Genomic DNA, 20552 nt, shown 5'->3' with positions numbered 1-20552 from the left:
GCATGCGGCCGATGGTGGCGGGGACGGAGCTTCCGCAGGTGCAGGAGATCGGCACCGCGGACCTGCGTGCGCTCGCCGAGCACAAGCCACCCGGCAAGGACGGCAGCCTGCTGCAGGACCTGGGCCGGGCACCGACCACGGTCACGTTGGCGGGCGTGGCGACCGACCCGAAGGCGCTCGAGTTGGTGGAGACCCTGAAGAAGGACCTGCGCACCGGCAAAAGCGTTCCGTTCGTCTCCGACATCACCACCGACTGTGCCATCGAGAGGGTGCTGATCGACGACCTGCAGGTCCGCCAGCTGGCCGGCACACCGGACAGGTACGCGTACGTCGTCACGTTGCGCGAGTACATCGAACCGGTCGAGCCCGCGTCCACCGACGCCCTCGACGCCGACATCCTCGGCGAGGCCGGCGACCTGCTGGACGGGATCGTCGACGGTCTGGACCTCGCCCTGCCCTTCGCCACCGGGCTGGAGCGGTTCGTGCAGCCGCTGACCGAGCTGCTCGGTCGCCTCACCGAAGCCAACAAGACGCAGTAGACGGGAGTCCGAACGATGGCCGACCAGACGTTGTTCGAGCAACTCAAGGACGTGCTCGACGACTTCAAGAAGTTCCTCGACGACAACGTTGCGACGATCAAGCCCGCGATCAACGCGATCGCCGCCCTGGTGCCGCAGGTGAACGAACTCATTGACCTGCTCACCGGTCTGCTGGGCAAGCTGCGGACGGAGATCGACAAGCTCGACGTCGGGAACATCCCCGGGCTCGCCGAGGTGTCGGAGTTCACCAGCAAGCTTCCGGCACTCCTGGAGGCGGCGAAGAAGATCCTGCCGGACGAGGGATCCGCCATCGACTCGATCGGTGACGTCGCCTCCGTGGTCACCGGCCTGCCGTCCGTCGGCGATGTGAAGACCGAACTCATCGGCCTGATCGACGCCATCGTCGCGCACCTCAACTCGCTCAAGGCATAGACATGGCGCGTCCGATGCTGGGAGACCTCGAGCTGGAACAGGTCCAGCTGGTCGAGGTGGACGAGGACCAGGTGGTTCTTCGCCACCCCGTCCCCGGCCTCGAAGGGGACTTCCTGCAGGACTTTGGGCGACGGGCTGCCCGAGTGCGGCTGACCGGCGTCCTCACCGCCGTCGACACGGTTGAGCACCTCGGCACGCTGCGGGAGAAGTTCCATGCCGGTGAGCCGGTCGGGTTCGTCTCCGACATCACCTCGGCGACGCTGGTGGACCAGGTGCTGATCGAACGCATGGACGTGGTCGAGCTGGCCGGTCGGCCGCGCGTCTTCGAGTACCGGTTCGACCTGCGTGAGTTCCTCGAGGCCGCACCGGTCGACACCGAGGACGTGGTCATCCCGCCGCCCCCTCCTCCGGACGTGGAGAACGGCAAGCTCGCGGTCACCGTCGTCGTCGAGGGTGACCCGGCCTTCGACATGGACCGGGTCCGGGTCACCGTGCGCGGCACCGAACAGAAGACCGGAGCGGACCTCACCCGGGTGCTCACCAACCGGACCAGCCCGAACGTGTGGTTCGCCGACCCGTTCCCGGCCGGTGACTACACCGCCGAGGCGCTCGTCGACGACCACCAGACGCCCACCGGTCAACGGGAGGTGCTCACCGGGTCCGCGGCGGTGCACGTCGACGACGGCCAGGTCGCCTCCGTCACGATCACGCTGCGGCGCGGCGCGAAGATCGGCACCGTCTTCGCGATCACCTTCCACTTCGACAAGGCGTTTGTCGAGCCGTGCATGCGGCATGTGCTCCAACAGGTCGCGGAGTACGCCGCCGCACACGCCGATGAGAGGCTGCTGGTCGTCGGGCACACCGACCTCGTCGGCCCCCCGACGTACAACCAGGCACTCTCGGAGCGGCGCGCGCGAGCGACGTACGCGATGATGACTTTCGGCTCCGACCTGCAGCGGTCGACAGCGGAGTGGAACGAGCTCCGCAGGGCCCGCCCGGCCGGCACCATCAACACCGTCCGGGACACCTGGGGCACCCGCGAGATCCAGCACATGCTGCAGGACCTCGGGCTGTACAAGGGCAACGTCGGCGTCACCAACGGTGAGGACGCGACCCTCACCGATGCCGCGATCAGGACGTTCCAGCGCGACCACGGGCTGGCCGAGGACGGCATCGTCGGCGACGACACCTGGCCGGTCCTGATCGAGACGTACCTCGGGCAGGAGCCGATCGCCCTCGACACCGGTCAGCTGATGGCGAACCGCAACGACGCCGGCTGTGACTCAGGTCCGTTGCGCTGGCTCGGCTGCAGCGAGCAGGACCCGGTGCTCAACACCGAGGACGCGTGGCGGCCGAACCGGCGGACCGAGCTGATGTTCGTACACGAGTCGACGATGCCGTGCCAGGTGCCGAAGCCGGCGACGCTCGACCAGGTTCCCGACGGTGCGGGCGGTGGCGGCTGGTGCCTCGACGACGGGACGGCGACCGTGGTCGACGGTTTCGTGGTGCCGTGGGGTACGGCATGCCCGACGGGTTCGCCGGACCCGCACCGGCCGTGGTGTCGGCAACCGGCCGAGCCCGGGTCGTTCCTGGTCAAGGGTGCGATCCACTTCGAGGACGGCACGCCGTTCCAGGGCACCTACGTCCTGATTGCCGCGGACGGTGAGTACCTCGACGGGGAGGTGCCGAAGACCGCCGGTGCGACCCACGCCGGCACCCCTGTGCCCGGCCGGACCCAGGCCGACGGCACCTTCGCCTACGCCAAGCAGAAGGGCCCGGGCACGTTCACCATCGCCGTCGACGGACCCATCGTGGTCAGCGCCGGCCAGGCCCTCGAGGACGTGAAGGGGAACGCGGTCTGCTTCCGGCTGACCGGAGAGGGCGATGCCGACATCGTCGTGGTCGACCGTGCGGTCGCGTTCGTCCAACCGTCGATCGTCGTGCCGGACGGCCCCGTGCTCGACCAGCCCCCGCAGCCTGCGCCGCCGCAGCCACCGCCTCCGCAGCCGACCGTCACCGCGAAGGACGCCGTGGTGGTGGTCCGCAAGCCGTACACGAACCCCGCGCGCCGGCCTGTCGTGCTGAAGGTCTCGACGGCGTTCAAGGGCTCCGGCACGTTCACGGTCTCCAAGGCCGGGTCGATCCGCTTCTTCGACGCCGTCACCGCCGGCAACGCCGTCGCGTCCGGGACAGTGTTCACCAGCGACCAACTGGTGGCCGGCGTCACGGTCTTCGCCGAGGGGGCGAAGGCGAGCGACAAGGTCGGCGACGTCGTACTGAAGCTCAGCCTCATCGTCGACGGCAAGAAGGGGCTCTCGGCGACGAAGCCGATGACCGCCGTCGAGTTGTTCCTCGACATTCACCAGAGCCGGACGTCCACGACGAGGGCGCCGGCGCCGCTGGCCGCCGCGCAGAAGGTGAACCCGGGACGCTTCGTGCACGTCCAGGACGCCGGCTTCCACCACGGCCGGGCCATGCTCACCGTCCGGCCGCCGAAACCGTCTGACTTCAAGGGAGCCCTGGTGCTGCAGGCCCTCGACGCCAAGGACGCGAATCCGCGTGAGCGGTTGTTCGCCGCCGGCTTCGAGGTGGCCGCGGCCGGGCAGGCCTCTCTCGGCGCCAGTACGAAGCCGACGGTGCCCATCCCGGCTGCGGGAACGACGTTCTGGGTCGAGGGTGTGCGGGTCAGTGCGGCCCAGCACGACTCCGGTTTCCAGCTCGGCATCGACGGCGTGGAGCCTGACGGGGACCGGGTCGCGCTCACCGTGGTGCAGTTCAGCAACCTCCGGGCCACCATCCCTGGTACGCCGCCGAACACGGCTCGTCTCGGCAACGCGCTACCGGCGGGACACGTCTTCACGGTCGGCGCCAACGGCTTCGACGAGGATCCCACTGTCAACACTCCGTTGCCGCTGGTCGAGAACTCGGTCGTGCCCGCCGCTCCGGTCGTGCTCACGGTGCAGGTCGCCCCGGCCGGCACGCCGGTGCGCTGGGACGCCATGCGGGCCGCGGGAGTCCCGGCCGCCAGCGGAGGCGACGACGCCGCGTCGATCGTGGCACTGCACGCCGCGAAGAAGCCGACGATCACCCGCACGCCCGGCAACGACCTGCGGGCGACGCTGCTCACGGACAACACCGGCACCTTCCACCTCCGGCCGTTCGTGGACTGCAACGGCAACAACACCTTCGACTACCACATCGACCGCGAACCGAGCATGGTGTTGAACCTGGTGCTGGGCCGGGCCACGCTGTTCCTGGACAGCTCCATCCCGCACAACAACTTCGTGGCGGCCGGCACGGTCGGGGGCGGGATCAGCATGTCCTCCGGTGCCTTCGACATCGCGAATCCTGGCACCGCCGCCGTTCACCTGAACGCGCAGGTCGACGTCGTCACAGGGGGCGCGGACGGCCGGCGGGTGATCGACCAGTTCTTCGCCGGCTGGTTCAACAACGTCGTCGGACCTGCGCTCTTCACCCAGACCTACACCGACCCGACACCACCGGGTGCGGTGCACGTCGAGCCGTTCGTCTTCGCCTCGAACGGTGCGGCGGCCACCGGACCCGGCCGCGAGTTCGTCCCCGGCGACCCGGCGCCGGTCCTCGTGGCACCGCCGATCCTGGACTCGGGGCGGGCCACGCCGGGGACCGGTGGTGACACGGCGGCGCTGTCCACGAGCAGGATCCGCGGCCGGACCCCCCGGCCCGTCGGCCAGCGCTGGATCGTCGAAGCGGTCGACAGCCCGGGGGTTCCCCCGGGCCTCGTCGGCGGAACGCACCCCGTGGTCGGGGCCGCCCGGCTGACCGGGTTCGTGACCAGACTCAGGTTCACCTGCTACCTCAACTTGTGGACCAACACGTCCAGGGCCAGCGGCGCGAGCGGCCACCCGGCAGACCGGCAGTACGCCGTACTGGAACGAGTCGTGTGGCAGATCGACGGCCGGTGGAGCATCAACCCCGCCACCGGAGCCGTCGCGATCGTGACCAACCCCGCGACCGTCATCTCCAACCAGGTGAAGACATCACCGGCAGTCGCAGTGGCCAGAACCCGGGAAGAAGTGCGGCCACCGGCCGCCGTACCCCTCGCTGTGAAGGACGCACGCGCATGACGACGACACCGGTGATCTCCGAAGTCCTGCAGGCGGGACTGATCGTCCACGTCCGGCTCGTGGCCGAGAACCTGTCGGCCTGGCAGCCCGAGGACGCCGGCCAGCGCCGCACCGGCACCCTCACCGTCGAGGTGGTCGAGATCCTCAAGGGTCGGCTGGCGGTCGGTCCCGGAGCCAGTGTCGAGGTGCAGATCGTCGAGCGTGGTTCGGCCGGTGGACTGGTGCTCGACTACTACGGCATCTGGGCGCCCGTGAGTACGACGCCCGGCACGCAGCTGGTCGGGTTCTGCGACGGCTCGTCCACGGACCTGGCGGATCAGCTCACCGACGAACACTGCACTCAGCTGCTGCCGGCCGCCGCCACGGTGCTGGACGACCTGCACCTCGCTCTCGGTCTGAACGTCGGGCGGCTGACCGCCGACCAGCTCATCGACGAGGCGAGCCGGCTGCGCGCGCGGGGCGGCGCCCGGTTCGCCCGCTACGTCTGGGTGAACGTGCGCAACGCCGTCCTCGCCTCGACCGACCGGTTCGACGCGCTGATGCGGATCGCCGAGGACCCGACCACCACGACCGCCGCGCAGGAGGCCTACCTCATGGCCGCCTACGAGGACGCGACCGTCACCGCGGAGTGGCCGGCCTCGTCCCGGGCCCGGCTGGCGCGGGCGATGTTCCGGGCCGCACTCGACCCGGCGACTCCCGAACTACGCGACCCGATGCTCGGGACGTTCGTTCCCAACCTGATCGGTGCGCAGGCCCCGGAGGCACTGTCCGCGCAGGAGGTGTTCGCGGACCGGGCGGACCTCGAGGAACAGGTCCGGTCCGCGACGGAGGCGGCGCACCTGCGCGGTTGGTTGGGGGGAGGTGCCTGATGCTGCGACCGGCGTACCGGATCGTGATCGGCGACCAGGTGGTCGACACCACCCAGGAGCCGAAGGCGAGTACGGCCGTCGAGCTCGCGGTGCGGCTCGATCTCGACACACCCGCCGACGGCTTCACCCTCGTGCAGGGGCAGGTCGGCGGGCTGCGGGCGGCACCGGGTGACGACGTGTCGATCGACCTCGGGTACGTCGGCGACACCAGCCTGGTGCGGGTGCTGACCGGGACCGTGGTCGACGTCGAGCCGGGACTGGAGACGAAGCGGATCGCCGGGCTGAGCCGCGGCAACGCGTTGCTTCGGACCTTCGTCGACAGGACCTTCGAGGACACCACCGCCGGCGACATCGTGCGTGCGCTGGCGAACGAGGCTGAGGTCGACGTCGAGCGTGTCCAGGACGGGTTGACGTTCCCGGCGTACGTCGTCGACGGTCGCCGCGACGCCGCCCGCCACATCCGCGACCTTGGCTACCTGTGCGGCTTCGACACCTGGACCACCAGTGCCGGTGCGCTGGTGTTCGAGCCGCTGACCGGCAACCGCACGGTGCACGTGCTGAAGTACGGCGAACACGTGCTCGCAGCGACTCTGCAGCACGGGCAGCAGAGCGCCGGCACGGTCCAGACCTGGGGCGAGAGCAGGGGTTCCGGCGGCGACAAGTCGTGGGCCTGGCTGACCAAGGACTTCTCCGCCCTTCGCGGCAGCGCCGGGTCCGGCCCACCGACCCTGCTGGTCGAGTCCGGCGCGCTGCGCACCGGGCAGGCCGCGGCCAAGGCGGCGACCGCGATCGCCGCCGCGCTGACCGCGAACGCCATCCGCGGCCGGGTGCGGATCCAGGGCCGGCCCGTGCTGAAGCTCGGCGACCTGGTCCGGCTGGAGAAGTTCCCGGACCGTGCCGGGGTGGACGAGCTGGACGGCAACTACCAGGTGCGCGCGCTCCGGCACCGACTGGACAAGGTCGGTGGCTTCGTCACCGACGTCGACTTCCGCGGCCTCACCGGATCCGCAGCGGGGAGCCTCACATGAGCAGTGTCGTCGACACCATCAGGGCGATCGTCCGCTACGAGCTGGCCTCGGTCCGGATCACCGAGCTCGGCCTGGTCGATGCCATCTATCCGCACCACGACGGCGCCGACGACGAGAACTACGGCGTCGACGTGACCCTGCGCAACAGCGGCCTCGCCCTCAAACGGGTGCCGCTGACCACCGACCGGATCGGAACCGTCGCGATCCCGAACGTCGGCGACCTGGTGCTGGTGGCCTTCGACCAGGGCGACGTCAACCACCCGATCGTGCTCGGGCGGCTCTACAACGACGCGGACCGGCCGCCCCTGTCGACCACCGACGAGGTCGTCTTCCGGCTCCCGCTGGCGGAGGCCGACGACAGGTCCGTGCTGGCCGCGATCCGCAACCACGCCGACGCCGACCCGCGCCGCGAACTGATCGTCGAGATGCCGCCGAAGATCACTGTTCGAGTGGTCGACGGCGTGGTCACCGCGACGGCAGGCGCGACGGAGCTGAAGCTCGACCAGTCCGGATCCAGCGGCGGAACGGTCACCGTCACCGCCGGCCGGTCCACGATCACGATGAACCAGGACGGCGACGTCGTACTCGACTCCGCCGCCTCGGTGGGCGTCCGGGCCGCGCAGGACCTGACGCTGGAAGCGAACGGCAGCATCACGATCAGGGCCGGCACCAACGCGACGGTCGAGGCCGGCGCCAGGGCCACTGTCAAGGGCAACTTGCAGGCCTCCCTCGAGGGTGCCGCGGCCGCCCAGGTGCAGGGCGCCACGGTCACCGTCAAGGGAATGACGAACTTCACGCCATGAGGGGGTGCCATGCCAGGTCTACCTGTGTCGATCGGCTGCACCGTGACCGTGTCGCCCGGCGCCAGCGGGGCACCGGACACGGGCACGATCCTGACCGTGCTGCCGCCGTTCGTCACCGCGGGCGGCATGCCGCTCGCGACCAGCGGATCGATCTGCCTGATGGTCAACTCGCTGACAGGTGTGCCGTACCCGCTGGTGATCGGGCCGCTCGGCAGCTCCGGTGTGCGGGTGGGCGGCCGGGCCGTGGTGCGTACGGGCGACATGATCCCGTCGCCGCCCGGCGTCCTCACGATCCTCGGCCCACCGGCCGCGCCGTTCGTCGACGACAGCTGGCCGCCGTGAGGAGCCGTGGGGAGTTCCGCCGGGACGCGCACCCGCGCGCCGCCGCGACGAGCCAGGAACCAGACCGGAAGGGGGAGTGATGGCTGCGGACTTCGAGGCGCTGTTCGGTGCCGACCTGCGGCTGCTCGGAAACCTGTCGTACGCCGAACAGCGGGAACGCGGATCCGACCTGTTCGTCGCGATCCGGCCCGCGACGTCTCGGATCGACCTGCAGCGGCTCGCCGGCGTGGAGAACCTCCAGCAGGCGTTGCTGCTCCGGTTCCTCACCCAGGTCGGTGAGCTGGCGCACCTCGGCCATCCGGCGTATGGGAGCCGGCTGCACGAACTGGTGGGCGAACTCAACACCGAGACCACCCGGAACCGCGCGAAGCTGTTCGCGCTCCAGGCCCTGCAGGCCGAGCCGCGGATCGCGCAGGTCCGCTCGATCGTGGTCGTGACCGACCGGTCGCAGCCCACGGTGATCGAGATCAGGGCGGCCGTCGTCACCATCGACGACCCGTCCCCCGTCAACCTCGTCTTCGGCGTCGATCTGGCAGGTGCGGCATGAATCCCGACACCATCACACTCGTCAACCGCCCCTACGGCGACCTCGTCGACGACATCCTCACCTCCGTCGTCGGCGGTGTGGTGAACGAGCCGATCCGGTTCGACGTCAAGGTCTTCAGCTACGCACTGGCCGAGCCGGCCTCGGCGGTGCGCGGGATCACCGGCACCGCGGGCGGGGAGCCACGGACGTTCCTGCTGGAGATCGACTTCGTCTTCGGCCCGGCGACCAACGTCGTGACCTGGTTGGACGACGGCACCCGGCCCGACGACGGGAGCACCTTCTTCGTCGACTACTTCCGCGTGCAGAGCCGCTCGCCCCTCACCGACATCAACGTCGGCAGTGTGACCCGGACGTTCTCGGAGGCGATCGGCCGGGAGATCGCGACCGTCTACCAGCAGATCAACCTCGCGTACCTGTCCGGGTTCGTCGACACCGCGACCGGTAAGTCGCTCGACTACGTCGTCTCGATCCTCGGCGTGGTCCGCAAGACCGCTGAGTTCGCCGAGGGCCTGGTCACGTTCTTCCGCAGCCCCGGGGTGGACGGCAACATCACCATCCCGGTAGGGGTCCGGCTCACCACGGCGACCGGCGCGGTCGTGTTCACCGGCACGCAGCCGCGGACGCTGCAGCGCGGGCAGGTGCGGATCGACGTGCCGGTGCGTGCCGACGTCGGGTTCGCCGGCGACGGCGGGCTGGTGCCGGCCGGCGCCATCTCCGAGCTGGCGCAGCCCGTGGCCGGGATCGAACGGGTCAGCAACCTCGATCCGACGATCCGCGCGGCCGCCGACGAGACCGACGACGAGGTGCGGGCGCGCGCCAAGGCCGCGCTTCGGGCACTGGGGAAGGCGACGCTGGCCGCTCTCGACCGGGTGATCCGCGAGGGCCGCGGCACGCCGGTGGAGTTCTTCGACCCGAACAGCCCTCCGGACCACCGGTCCGCGCCGGGCACCGTGACGGTCGTCGTCGACGCCGAGCCGGAGCGGCTGCCGAGCCTGCTCGCCGCGGTTCACGACACTCGTGCCGCCGGGGTGCTCGCGACGCTGCTCGCGCGGTACGTGTTCGTCACGCCGCGGATCAGCGCCACCATCACGCCCGGCATCTCCGCGCCGGGGAAGACCCAGATCGCGCGCGACATCGTGGCCGCCCTCCGCGCGTACGTCGAGGGGCTGACCGCGGGTGACCCGGCCGACGGTGCCGCCATGCTCGCCGCCGTACGCGCCGTCGCCGACGTCACCACGGCCACCATCGTCGACGTCGTGGTGGCCCGCGCCGACCTGTCCGACCCGCTCGCGGCCGGCGCCCGGGTGCCCGACCGCTCCCTGCTGGTGTCCACCGTGACCAGCGGCCCCGCCACCGACGCCGAGATCGAGGCCGGCACATTCGCGGTCGCGGCGACCGTCGCCGGTGAGGACTGGTGGATCGCCCTCGACATGTCCGACGCCGACATCCGCCTGGAGAACGCCAGTGCCTAAAGCGGACCGCATCCTCGCCAACCTGCCGCCGACCTTCCTGGCGGTGGGCGACCCGTCCACGCTGCGGGCGTTGACCGACGCGTACGGCGGCGAACTGCAGAGCGCGGAGAACAGCCTCGTCGCGGTGATGCGGGCGCACTGGCTGGACTTCGCCGACGCCGGTGAGCGGGCGAATGTCGACCTCGCGCTGATCGGCGCGCTCTACGGCCTCGCGCCACGACCCGACGAGTCGGTGGAGGAGTTCCGCGACCACCTGCGGCGGTACGTCACGACCTTCCTGGACGGCACGGTCACGGTCCGCGGCCTGCTCCGGATCACGGCCGAGGCGCTCGGCCTGCACATCGACGACGTGAACCTGGACTCCTGGTGGAACCGTGCCGACCCGGTGCTGGTCTCGACGACGCCGCGGGGCGACGACGCGGCGTCGCTGGTGCTCGGCGTGGCGGAGCTGGAAAGGCTCGGGCACGGCCCGCTGCCCGCGGTGCTCGACGGTGTCGTGGACCTGCGTACCGGAGTCGACCTGCGCGAGCGCAACCGGTTGTGGATCGCGCGGGACGGCCACGGCGCGCTGCCTGTCGACCTCACCACCGGGGGCGACCCTTCGGCGATGCGTGCGGAGGAGATCGCCGCGGCGATCAACGCCGGCCTCGGGCTGACCGACTTCGCCAGCGTCGTCGACGGAAGGATCAGGCTCACCACGGCCAGCACCGGCCCGGACGCGCAGATCACGCTCGAGGACGGTCCGGGCGACGCGGCCGACCTGGTGCTCGGCCTGCGTGCGCGTACCTACGCCGGTGCCGACGCCGCGCCCGCGACGGTCACCGGCAGCCAGGACCTCAGCACCGCCCTCGACCTCACCGCCGAGCGTTACCTGCGGATCGTCGTCGACGGAACCCACCTCGCCGAGGTGGACTGCGCGGCGAACGCCACGCACCCGGGCGCGGTGGACGTCGGCGAGATCACCGACGCGATCAACGACGCGCTCGGCAGCACGGTCGCGAGCGACGACGGCCGGTTCCTCACCCTGACCTCGCCGACGCCGGGTGCGCACGGGTACGTCGCGCTGCTGCCACCGGCCGCGCAGGACGCCACCCGGCGGCTGTTCGGACCGGTGCCGCAGTACACGTTCGGCAGCGACGTACGCCAAGCCCGCGTCACCGGCGACCGCGACCTCGGCCCGGGTGTCGACCTACGGGAGAACTCCAGGCTGCGGCTCCGTCTCGACGCCCAGCCGGCCGTCACCGTCGACATCGCCGGTGTCCAACCCGAGGCCACCACGCTCACCGAGGTCGTCGCCGCCATCAACGAGGGACTCGACGACGCGGTCGCCTCGCACGACGGCAGCCTTCTCACGTTGACCTCGTCGACTCCCGGCGGCATCGGCCGGCTGGTGCTGGAGGAGGTGGACGGCGACGCCGCTGAGCCGGTGCTCGGACTGCGGTCGCGTACGGCCACCGGCGTCGAGCGTTCCACCGCGAGTTTCACCGGCCTGGAAGACCTGTCCGGCGCGGTGGACCTGTCGGCGCGGCACCTGCTGTCGCTGTCCGTCGACGGTGCGCCGCCGGTCACGATCGACCTGCGGTCAGCGGCGGCGGCCCCCTCCGCTGTCACCGTGCAGGAACTCAGCGACGCGGTGAACGCCGGCCTCGGCGCCACGGTCGCGACCGAGGACGGTGCCCGGCTGATCCTGGTGTCGCCCACCGACGGTGCCGGCGGAAGTATCGTCGTCAGCCCGCTGGTGCGGACCGACCGGCGCCGGTTCGTCACCCGCGCCACGGTCACCGACGACGCCGCCGGAACCGTGTTCGGCTTCACGACGGGCGGTGCGACCGGGGCGCCGTCAACCGCCGCACGGATCCTCGGCCACACCGACCTGAGCGCAGGGGCCGACCTCACTGTCAACCGCTACCTGCGGATCGGCCTCGGCGCCGCGGAGCCGGTCGAGGTGGACTGTGCCGGACCGCGGCCGCGGGCCACCACTCCGGCCGAGATCGTCGAGGCGGTCAACACCACGCTCGGTGTGCCGATCGCCTTGACCGACGGACGGACGATCTCGCTGGTGTCGCCGGCCGCCGGTGCGGACTCGGTGATCGCATTGGAGCCACCGCGCAGTCGCGACGCCCTCGACCGCGCACTGGGCGTCGCCCCGCAGACGGTCACGGGTGCCGCCGCCGGGGGAGTGCGCCTCGTCGGGCTCGTCGACCTGTCCGCCGGGGCCTCGGTGCCAGCCGACGCCGCCCTACGCCTGGGAGTCGACGGTGCGGCGCTGGTGGACGTACCGATCGGAGAAGGTACGGCGACCAGCACCCGCGGCCTCAGCCAGCTCGCGGCGTTGGTCAACCAGACGCTCGGTGCCCAGGTCGCCGCACACGACGGCACCCACCTGATCCTCACCTCGCCGACCACGGGAGCCGGCGCCCGGCTGGACATCGAAGTACCCACGGCGGGATCGGATGTCACCGCCGCCCTGCTCGGCGTGCCCGCCCCCCGCACCTACCAGGGCCGCGCGGCGACCGCGGCCGAGCTCACCGGGACGGTCGACCTGACCGCAGGCGCCGACCTCAGCACCGCCGACCAGCTCACCGTCGTCGTGGATGCCGGCGTCCCGGTGACGGTCGACCTGACCAGGAGCGCCGCCACCCGATCCGCTGTCACCGCCGGCGAGATCGCCGCCGCGGTCAACGCCGCGACGACGGCGACGGCCGCGACCGCGGTCATCCCGGGCGGCCTCTCGGTGCGGATCACGTCCGCGACCACCGGCCCAGGAAGCAGCGTCGAGGTACGACGCACCGGTGCCGGTGACGCCGCGCCGTTGTTCTTCGGGGTCGCCGGGATCACCGCCACCGGCACCGCACCGACGCACGCGACCCTGGACGGCACCGCCGACCTGCTCCAGCCCGTCGACCTCGGCACCCGGTCGGTGCTGAGGCTGTCCGTGGACGGCGGGCCGCCGTTCGACGTCGACGTGAGCGGTGTGACCCCGTCGGCGACGCTGCTCGAGGAGATCGTGGCCGCCATCGACGACGCGCTGCCTGGGGTAGCGCGGGTCGGCCCGGACCACCGGATTCGGCTGGTGTCGCCGACCGAGGGACCGGACAGCTCGGTCGAGGTACTGCCGCTGCGGTTCCTGGAACTCGTCGAGTACCCGGCGGTGCCGGCGAGCGTGACCGCGCCGGTCGGCCACGGGAGCGTGACGACGTTCACCAACGACGGTGCCGCCGGCGTGCCCGGCCGGATCGAGATCAGCACCGTTGGTGGCGTCGCGAGCCCACGGATCGCGCATCCCGCGGCGGGTTGGTCGCTTCGGGTCCGCGAGGCGGTCGGCGCCGGCGGGTCACTGACGATCGAACTCGGCCCGGACGGCGTACCTGTCGTGACGGTGACGGAGAACGGCGCGACGCGGACGGTGCCGAGGGATCGGATCGAGACGGCCGGGACGGGCGTGCTCGTCGTACGCCGGGGCACCAACGCCTGGAGCTTCTCCGAGTGCCGGGCGGCGCGGTTCGACAGCGTGGTGCTCGACGCCGACCGCTTCGCGGGCGGGCCGTGCAGAGAGGACGCCGTCTTCGACCTCAGCCGGTTCGGGCCGGCCGTGGACGGGGCGGACGCGGTGTTCGCTGACGGGCCGCACGAAGCGACCGCCGAGCTGACGGCGCGGTGGGACGAGCATGCCGCCGGCGCGCTGACCGTCAACCTGCCGGCCGAGCTGGATCCTCGGTTCGGCGCGGCCTTCGGCGAGGGACGGTTCGGCAGCGGCGAGCCGGAGCGGATCAGCCAGGTGGTCACCGAGCCGATCGGTGACCCTGACTACCTGGTCCGCCGGATCAACACCGAGTCGAAGCTGGTCGAGGCCATATCCCAGCCGGTGCCGGCGGTGCCGATCGGCTGGGAGCCGGTCGCCCTGCCGTTCCGCGACCCGGTCCGGTTGAGCGGCGGCCGGCCCGGGGTGGCCGCTCGGATGTACCTGTCCGAGCCGGGGCTGTCGCCGGGCTTCCTGGAGCTGCACGCGGCCGAGGAAGGCGCGTTCGGCAACGACATCGAGCTCACCGGACGGGCGTCCGGCCCGGCCATCTACGACCTGGAGATCAGCTACCCCGGTGGACGGTTCGAGTCCGCCCGGCAGACGGTGTTCGGCCCGCCGCTGCCGACCAGGGCCGACGACCTGCTGCACCCCGGACCGGTCGGCGTCGGCACCGCGAAGGCCGCCGGGACGCACGCCGACGTGACGCGAGACCAAGCGGAGGGAACGACACCATGACCGAGAACAGCGACCTGTATGTGGAACAGGCCCCCGGCAACCTGCTCACCGCCGAGGCCTGGAACCTCATGCAGCGCAAGATCCACGACGACATCCGGGCCACGTCGCAGGCGGCCGCCGACGGCGTCACGCACGTTGCCAGCGCGGACGACGCGAGCCACCTGAACGGCAAGGACCTCGACGACCTGACCGCCGAGGTGACCAGGCGGGTGCTCGACCAGATCCGCGGCCGCACCGGCTACCAGCAGGTGTTCAGGATCCTCAAGTCCGGCGAAGTCAGCGAGCTCCAGCACGACCTCGGCAGCGCGCCGATCGTCGACGTCTACAAGCTCGAGTACTTCGAAGTCGTCTGCCGCGAGGACGACGAGACCCGCCCGGCGTTCGCGACGTTCTACCTGTGCCACTCCGACGAGCGCCGGGTGCGGGTCACCGACGAGAACGGCACCCGGCGTTCCATCGACATCCAGCCGAAGGACTTCCCCGAGGTCGGCATCCCGTTCGCCGACATGCTGACCCGCTACGACGTGCCCTACACCGACACCACCAGCCTCGACGACCTCGAGGTCGAGTTCTGGAAGGCCTTCTTCCGCGAGCCCAACGACCAGTTCGGCGACGACCAGTACTGCCACTCGCCGTGGTTCGAACGCTGCTGCAAGGACCAGCAAAGCGTCCGGCAGCTCAAGGAGAAGGGCGACTGGAACGACCTCGTCTTCCACGTCCGGCCGCGTAAGAGTGTCAACTTCGAGGTCACCGGGCCTCAGGGCGAGCAGCGGTTCCCGCGGCCGGCGAACGTGTTCGTGCAGCACCTCGACAACAACCGCACCGGCATCTGGTTCGAGGGCGACACGGCACCGCACGACCCGGGTGCCGAGACCGCAGCGCGCGGCTACATCGGCGAGAACGAGTTCGACCACGAGCTCAAGGTGATGGTCCTGCTCAAGGTCTGATCGCAGGGACAGTCCGAGCTGAGGGGAGAGGACGATGCGGGTCCGCACCGAGCACAGCGGCCGGCAACTGCCGTTCGAACGTGAGCGGCAGTTGGTGCTGCGCCGGCTGCCGTCCGGTGCCCTGGTCAGCCGCGCGGTGCTGACCGTCGCGCCGTACAGCGTCGATCCCGGCCGACGTTTCCTGGAGACGATCGCGTTCCCGACCCCGGCCGGCGACTGGGGGGCGAGCAAGAGTCGCAGCGTCAACGCGGTGGAGATCGACCTGCACGCCCGCCGCAAGCTCGCCTCGCTCGCCGGGTCGAGCCTCGTCGGTGGCACGTTGCTGGTCGACCTCGGGGGCGGATACCTCGGGGTCGACGCGGCCGGAGGGCTCGGCGGCACCACGGCGCTCGCGGTGAGCGACACCATGGACCTGCCCGGCCTGACCGTCACCGGGCTGCGGGTCGCGCACGCCGGCGCCGACATCGACGCGCTGAAGGTGGCCTCGCCGCCGAGCAACCTCACCGTCGCGGTCCAGGGCGGCCCGGTGTTCTTCACTCACCTGGGCGACCTGGTCACCCCGGTCACGACGCCGGACTTCTCCGCCGTGCTGAACGCGATGCTGCCAGAGCTCGCGGTGGAGGACGGAGTGCTCGTCGTACCGTTCGTGGTGCACTCCGACAGCATCGCCCGGCTCGACCTCACGCTGGAGGTCGACTTCACCGTCGCCGTCGACGCGATGCCGCCCGGACTGGGCAGGGTCCACGTTCCGTACGCGTACGGCGGGGAGCCGGCGTCGGCCGGATCGGCGCTGAGCGTCGCCGTTCCACCCGGCATGGTCGCCGTAGCGGGTGCGACGACGGGCCGGGCGCAGGGCGCGTTCGAGTCCAGCACCGTGGTGTACGGACCGGTCACGGCGACCGCCGCCGAGCAGGTCCCGCTGACCGCGGACGGGCCACTGGCGCACGCGTTCGTACTCCCGGACTCGTTGGTGGCGAGCTCGGTCGACCTGCTGCTGACCGCCGTCACCGCCCAGGTCAGGCTCGCCGTCGACCTGGTCGACGACCTCGACGGCAAACCCGGCCGCACGTCGTTGCTGTCCCGCCCCGCTGAGCTGGTCCTCAGCCGCGACCAGGCCGGCAGCCCGACCTGGCTCAACGTCGCGCTGCCGGAGGAGCTCGAACTCGCCGGCGGCGTCCGGCGCTGGCTGGTACTCCAGGCCCGCGACGGGTCCGCCACCTGGGGGGCCGTCGTCGCCGGCAGCGGCGAGCCGGTGCTGCAGCGGACCGCCGACGGCGGCCTGTCGTGGCGCGCGGTGCCAGGCGACCGTGGCGGGTTGCTCCGGCTGCGGCAGACGACCAGGACGTTCACGATGCCGCTGGAGCTGCGGGTCGGGTCCGGCGCCGGCGAGGTCGCGGTCCCGCTGCAGCAGTTCGCCGCACAGGGCACGGTGGACGTCGACCTGTCCTTCGACGGTGTCGCGCACGCCGTGAACACCGCCGTCGCGAGTAGCTCGAGCACGCCGCCGTCCGCGGAGCACGTGGCGAACGGCGACTTCGCCGAGTGGTACCGCGTCGGCACCGGGCTGGCCGGCACGAACTCCCTCAGCGTCCCGTCGAAGCAGTATGAGTTCCGTTCGGCGGTGGCGTTCGCGCCGGACGGAGGGACGCTCTACGCCGGTGCCCGTGGCGAGGACGGGATGCGACTGGTCGCGTTCGACGTACTGTGCCGGCAGGTCGAGTACGACGCCCGCCTCGGCGCCGGCACACCCGTCTCGCTGGCCGTCGACCCCTCCGGCCGCAGGGCCCTGGTCGCCGCCGCCAACATGGGCGAGATCCCCGGCGCGACGATCGGCGCCGCGCTGGTGCTCGTCGACCTGGTGGCCGGCCGACCGGTCGGCACCCCCATACCGGTGCCGGAGCGCCCGACCGAGGTGACGGCGTCGCCGGACGGCACCGGCGTCTACTTGCTCGGTGCCGGGGACGGAGCGGCGGTCGTCCGGTTCGTCACCTGGAGCGCCCTCGCGGCCGCGGCCGGCGGCGCCGACCTGGACTGGGCCGCCCAGCCGGTCGACACCATCAACGCGGTCCGGGCGACGCAGGCCGTCGGCACGGACGGGCGGCTCTACGTGCTCACCGGCATCGAGGAGGCTTCGAGCCTGCACGCGTACGCCGACCAGTCCGCGCTCGGTGCTGGCGGCTCCACTTCGGTGTCGGCACCGTCTGGCGCCCGCGACCTCACCGTCACCCCGGCCGGCGACCAGGTGCTCGTCCTCACGCCGGGCGCCGTGACGGTGCTGAGGGCCACCGACCTCCGACCGATCACCACGGTGTCGCTCGGCAAAGGCGTCGACGCGCAGTGCCTGGCGATGGACCCGGCCGGGGAGGTCGCGCTGATCGTCCAGGACGGACCGGTGCTGGCGCTCGACCCGCGCCGCCGGGTGCTCACGAAGACCAGCACGCAGGTGGACACGGCCGCGGGTGACGCGGACGTCGTGATCGCCCCGACGGGTGCGTACGCCGCCGTCACCCGCGCCCGCGCGCTCGACGTCGTGTTGATCGGCATCGGTGCCGCGCAACCGACGGACTGGGAACTCACCGCCGGCGAGGTCCGCCCGGTGTGCCTGCCCAGCACCGGCGAGGTGTTCGCGCTGCTCGGCCAGGTCAACCGCTTCTCCCGCAGGACCGCGGCTGAGGACGGCGCGAAGTCGCCGCTGCAGCCGGCCGCGATGTCGCAGGTCGTGTCGGCGACCGGGGCCACCCGCTACCGGTTCGGCTTCGACGGCATCGCGCTGGCCGAGGGTGCGACCGGGCAGCTGATCTGGCGCGGCGGCGACTGCACCGTCGGGCGGACCGACAGGATCGACGTCGAGGTCTTCGACACCGGCGAGCGCAGCACGCTGCAGCGGGTACCGCGACACGATCTGGTCGTCACCTCGCCACCCGGGGCCGTCCAGGTCGAGGTCCGGTTCGCCACCGGAGAAGGCGCGATGCTGGTCGACCACGTCACCCTGGCCGGATCTGCCGAGCTGAGCGTCGCGACGTGGCAGTCACCGTCCCCGACCGCCACGGTGACACCGGTCGGTGTGGGCGTCACCGTCACCAACGGCGGTCCCGTCGACGCCGTCGTCACGCAGCCGGTCACACTCGCCGCCGGGCAGCACTTCGACCTGCACGCAACCGCCCGGGTGTCGAGTCCGGGCGCCGCGGTCGAGCTGGCGTTCGCCGACGAGACCGGTGCCCCGCTGGGCGCCCCGGCGCGACTCGCCCTCGATCCGCTGGACTTCGACGACCGCGCACGGTCGGGCGAGGTGCCCGCGAACGCTGTCGAGGGCGAACTGCGGATCGTCGTACCGTCGGGTGGGTCGGTCGAGCTTGCCGCGCTCAGCCTGACCGTGAGCGACCCGGCCGAGGTCGCGGTGCGCTTCGTGTCCGAGGCGCCCGGCGACCTGGCGGTGTCCGGAGTGACGGTCCGGCTCGACCACGGCACGCCGCAACAGGCGCCGACACCGCCGGGCGGGCTGTGCCCCGCGAGCCCGGCCGGCGACCCCGACGGGTGCTACTGCTGCTCCTGTGGTGAGCATCGGCCGGCCCGTCGTCCCGTCCCTGTGGTCACTGGCGCCGGGCGGCCTGCAACGGTGTCGGCCTGCCCGACGTGTGGTGCGAGCAGGATCCGGCTCGGCGGGCGCCTGGCCGGATCCGCGGAGGCCGTGGACCTGCCTCGCTACCGCACCCTGGACCGAAGGGGGACGAGCGGCCCGGCGTTGGTGGTGCGCACCCGGGTCGACGTACCCATCACCGACATCAGGGGCATCGGCCCGAAGCGGGCGGAGGTACTCGAGGCCGCCGGCATCCGGGATGTGGTCGGCCTCGCCGGCGCCGACGTCCGCGTCGTCGCGGCCCTACCCGCCGTGTCCGAACGCTCGGCCGCCGCCCTCATCGCGGCAGCGGCCGAGCTCGTCCGCACCCGTGGGCGCTTCGTTTCCGCCCTGCTGTGACGGCTTGGGAGGGCCAGGTGCTCATTGCCCAGTCCTCTCCCAGACTGGCATCGGTGGCGGGCCTCGCTCCGTCCGAGCCCGATCCATGATCTCCTGAATCGAAGCGGTTCAGGATCGTACGCAACCATTCGGATGCTCGGATCGGCCATGAACGCCATACTGTCGTGTTCGTATCCGGAGGACACCAGGGCTCCTCCCAGAGAGTTCGCCTATCTCGCTCCGTAAGAGCTGCCCCACCAACGGGGCTGGAGTTCGGTGAGCCGGTACGCCCGCCAGTCACCTGGCGCTTTCTCCTCTGGGACGGCGATCTCGACCTCTGGGCCCCAGAAGCGCAGGCGTTCCATGCACGTTCCACAGGACGCGAGGACACGGATGGTCGGCGAATTATCATCCCTGACTACGCAGGCAGAGGCTGTGATTGGTTCGTTCAGTTTGTGCGCCTCAGCGATCGCTCCGGTCTCGATGCACAGGCCAGCAGAGTCGCTCAATGCCTCCACGAAGACGCTGGTAAGAACGCTACCGGTAGCCGTGTACATCGCGGCGGCGCCACCCCAGCCTGCCTCGCCGTAGCGGGCAACAAGCAGGGCTCTCGCTGCATCGACAAGATTCTGATCGAGCTTCATACCGCGCATCCTCCAGCAGGTCTCAGGCCACGGCCATCAGTATGCCCGGCGGTTCCGCAAGCGCAGCCAGGGTCGGGGCGTAGCCGTTGCCCTCGTACGGCATCAGAACCTTGGCCAGGCAGCAGGTTCGGCTAGCCTTCCGCGCATGGATTCAAGCGTTCCGACGGCGCAGGAGTTGGGCGGCTATTTCCTGGCTACCCAACATTCCCTGACGCGCCGATGGGTGGACGATGCCTTTCGGCTGAACCTACTTGTCGAGCGATGCGCTGAGGACGTCCTGATGGCAACTGACCTGGAGTTCGCTGCCTCGCGTGCGCGGAGGTTCGCGCCCGGACCCCTCTTTGTCAGGCTGAGGTGAGACACCCGGAGTGAGTCCCGGGTTACCTGAGCGAGGGCGGGATCGGAGATCCTTGTGCACGTGTCCACCCCATCTGATGACCGGCCCGCAGCTTCGACCTCGGCGGGCGACCCGGCGGCACGTCCGTCCCGGCGGGTGTTCAGCCCGGAGTACAAGCTGGCGATTGTCGCTGAGTACGAGAGCGCCGCTAACGGTGAGAAGGGCGCCATCCTGCGCCGGGAGGGTTTGTATTCCTCCCATGTGATCGAGTGG

Annotated in this window: 14 protein-coding genes and 1 pseudogene; 14 read left to right on the top strand and 1 reads right to left on the bottom strand. The window is 71.2% G+C overall.

Going from position 1 to position 20552, the window contains the following annotated elements; genetic code table 11:
- Positions 1-2: 2 nt before the first annotated feature.
- The 12 genes from B141_RS0130845 to B141_RS0130790 all read left to right on the top strand — a co-directional run bounded on the left by B141_RS0130845 (position 3) and on the right by B141_RS0130790 (position 19319).
- On the top strand, positions 3-539 hold the full coding sequence (locus tag B141_RS0130845) for a hypothetical protein (RefSeq protein ID WP_020579057.1): 537 nt from the start codon (positions 3-5) through the stop codon (positions 537-539).
- Positions 540-554: 15 nt separating this feature from the next.
- Positions 555-971: a hypothetical protein gene (locus B141_RS0130840; protein WP_020579056.1), complete on the top strand. Its 417-nt coding sequence runs from the start codon at positions 555-557 to the stop codon at positions 969-971.
- 2 nt (positions 972-973) lie between these two features.
- Complete coding sequence (locus B141_RS0130835; protein WP_020579055.1) at positions 974-5077, top strand: peptidoglycan-binding protein; 4104 nt, start codon at positions 974-976, stop codon at positions 5075-5077.
- A complete protein-coding gene (locus tag B141_RS0130830) occupies positions 5074-5946 on the top strand; it encodes a hypothetical protein (RefSeq protein ID WP_020579054.1) in 873 nt (290 codons plus the stop codon). Before B141_RS0130835 ends, B141_RS0130830 begins: the two co-directional genes overlap by 4 nt.
- Complete coding sequence (locus B141_RS0130825) at positions 5946-6974, top strand: hypothetical protein (RefSeq protein WP_020579053.1); 1029 nt, start codon at positions 5946-5948, stop codon at positions 6972-6974. Before B141_RS0130830 ends, B141_RS0130825 begins: the two co-directional genes overlap by 1 nt.
- On the top strand, positions 6971-7777 hold the full coding sequence (locus B141_RS0130820) for a phage baseplate assembly protein V (RefSeq protein WP_020579052.1): 807 nt from the start codon (positions 6971-6973) through the stop codon (positions 7775-7777). Before B141_RS0130825 ends, B141_RS0130820 begins: the two co-directional genes overlap by 4 nt.
- A 9-nt stretch (positions 7778-7786) precedes the next feature.
- The gene (locus tag B141_RS0130815; RefSeq protein ID WP_026257704.1) at positions 7787-8119 is read left to right on the top strand and encodes a hypothetical protein; all 333 of its coding nucleotides are present in this window, start codon (positions 7787-7789) and stop codon (positions 8117-8119) included.
- Between the two features lie 79 nt (positions 8120-8198).
- Entirely contained in the window at positions 8199-8666 is a 468-nt protein-coding gene (locus tag B141_RS0130810; RefSeq protein WP_020579050.1) for a GPW/gp25 family protein, read from the top strand.
- Entirely contained in the window at positions 8663-10138 is a 1476-nt protein-coding gene (locus B141_RS0130805) for a baseplate J/gp47 family protein (protein WP_020579049.1), read from the top strand. The genes B141_RS0130810 and B141_RS0130805 overlap by 4 nt, the downstream gene beginning before the upstream one ends.
- Positions 10131-14396, top strand: coding sequence for a hypothetical protein (locus tag B141_RS0130800; RefSeq protein ID WP_020579048.1), 4266 nt, complete (start codon positions 10131-10133; stop codon positions 14394-14396). The genes B141_RS0130805 and B141_RS0130800 overlap by 8 nt, the downstream gene beginning before the upstream one ends.
- Positions 14393-15343: a hypothetical protein gene (locus B141_RS0130795; RefSeq protein WP_020579047.1), complete on the top strand. Its 951-nt coding sequence runs from the start codon at positions 14393-14395 to the stop codon at positions 15341-15343. Before B141_RS0130800 ends, B141_RS0130795 begins: the two co-directional genes overlap by 4 nt.
- 34 nt (positions 15344-15377) lie before the next feature.
- Positions 15378-19319, top strand: coding sequence for a helix-hairpin-helix domain-containing protein (locus B141_RS0130790; protein ID WP_020579046.1), 3942 nt, complete (start codon positions 15378-15380; stop codon positions 19317-19319).
- A 209-nt stretch (positions 19320-19528) separates the two neighbouring features.
- On the opposite strand, the gene B141_RS0130785 is transcribed toward B141_RS0130790, so the two are convergent.
- Positions 19529-19942 (bottom strand): cytidine deaminase, encoded by a 414-nt coding sequence (locus B141_RS0130785; RefSeq protein ID WP_020579045.1) that lies wholly within the window; start codon positions 19940-19942, stop codon positions 19529-19531.
- A gap of 145 nt (positions 19943-20087) precedes the next feature.
- Here B141_RS0130785 and B141_RS0130775 point away from each other — a divergent pair, with 145 nt between their 5' ends.
- On the top strand, positions 20088-20300 hold the full coding sequence (locus tag B141_RS0130775; protein WP_020579044.1) for a hypothetical protein: 213 nt from the start codon (positions 20088-20090) through the stop codon (positions 20298-20300).
- A gap of 60 nt (positions 20301-20360) precedes the next feature.
- Positions 20361-20552, top strand: a pseudogene (locus B141_RS43735) (hypothetical protein); the annotation flags it as partial.

Origin of the sequence: Actinopolymorpha alba DSM 45243, assembly GCF_000373925.1 — a bacterium.
Classification (GTDB): Bacteria; Actinomycetota; Actinomycetes; order Propionibacteriales; family Actinopolymorphaceae; genus Actinopolymorpha; species Actinopolymorpha alba.
Note: the sequence above shows the minus strand (reverse complement) of the source record. Positions and strands in the feature narration are given on the sequence as shown.

Excerpts from the sequence above, each read along its gene's own strand:
- B141_RS0130845 (WP_020579057.1), top strand. The coding sequence starts at position 3 with ATGCGGCCGATGGTGGCGGGGACGGAGCTTCCGCAGGTGCAGGAGATC.
- B141_RS0130840 (WP_020579056.1), top strand. The coding sequence starts at position 555 with ATGGCCGACCAGACGTTGTTCGAGCAACTCAAGGACGTGCTCGACGAC.
- B141_RS0130835 (WP_020579055.1), top strand. The coding sequence starts at position 974 with ATGGCGCGTCCGATGCTGGGAGACCTCGAGCTGGAACAGGTCCAGCTG.
- B141_RS0130830 (WP_020579054.1), top strand. The coding sequence starts at position 5,074 with ATGACGACGACACCGGTGATCTCCGAAGTCCTGCAGGCGGGACTGATC.
- B141_RS0130825 (WP_020579053.1), top strand. The coding sequence starts at position 5,946 with ATGCTGCGACCGGCGTACCGGATCGTGATCGGCGACCAGGTGGTCGAC.
- B141_RS0130820 (WP_020579052.1), top strand. The coding sequence starts at position 6,971 with ATGAGCAGTGTCGTCGACACCATCAGGGCGATCGTCCGCTACGAGCTG.
- B141_RS0130815 (WP_026257704.1), top strand. The coding sequence starts at position 7,787 with ATGCCAGGTCTACCTGTGTCGATCGGCTGCACCGTGACCGTGTCGCCC.
- B141_RS0130810 (WP_020579050.1), top strand. The coding sequence starts at position 8,199 with ATGGCTGCGGACTTCGAGGCGCTGTTCGGTGCCGACCTGCGGCTGCTC.
- B141_RS0130805 (WP_020579049.1), top strand. The coding sequence starts at position 8,663 with ATGAATCCCGACACCATCACACTCGTCAACCGCCCCTACGGCGACCTC.
- B141_RS0130795 (WP_020579047.1), top strand. The coding sequence starts at position 14,393 with ATGACCGAGAACAGCGACCTGTATGTGGAACAGGCCCCCGGCAACCTG.
- B141_RS0130790 (WP_020579046.1), top strand. The coding sequence starts at position 15,378 with ATGCGGGTCCGCACCGAGCACAGCGGCCGGCAACTGCCGTTCGAACGT.
- B141_RS0130785 (WP_020579045.1), bottom strand. The coding sequence starts at position 19,942 with ATGAAGCTCGATCAGAATCTTGTCGATGCAGCGAGAGCCCTGCTTGTT.
- B141_RS0130775 (WP_020579044.1), top strand. The coding sequence starts at position 20,088 with ATGGATTCAAGCGTTCCGACGGCGCAGGAGTTGGGCGGCTATTTCCTG.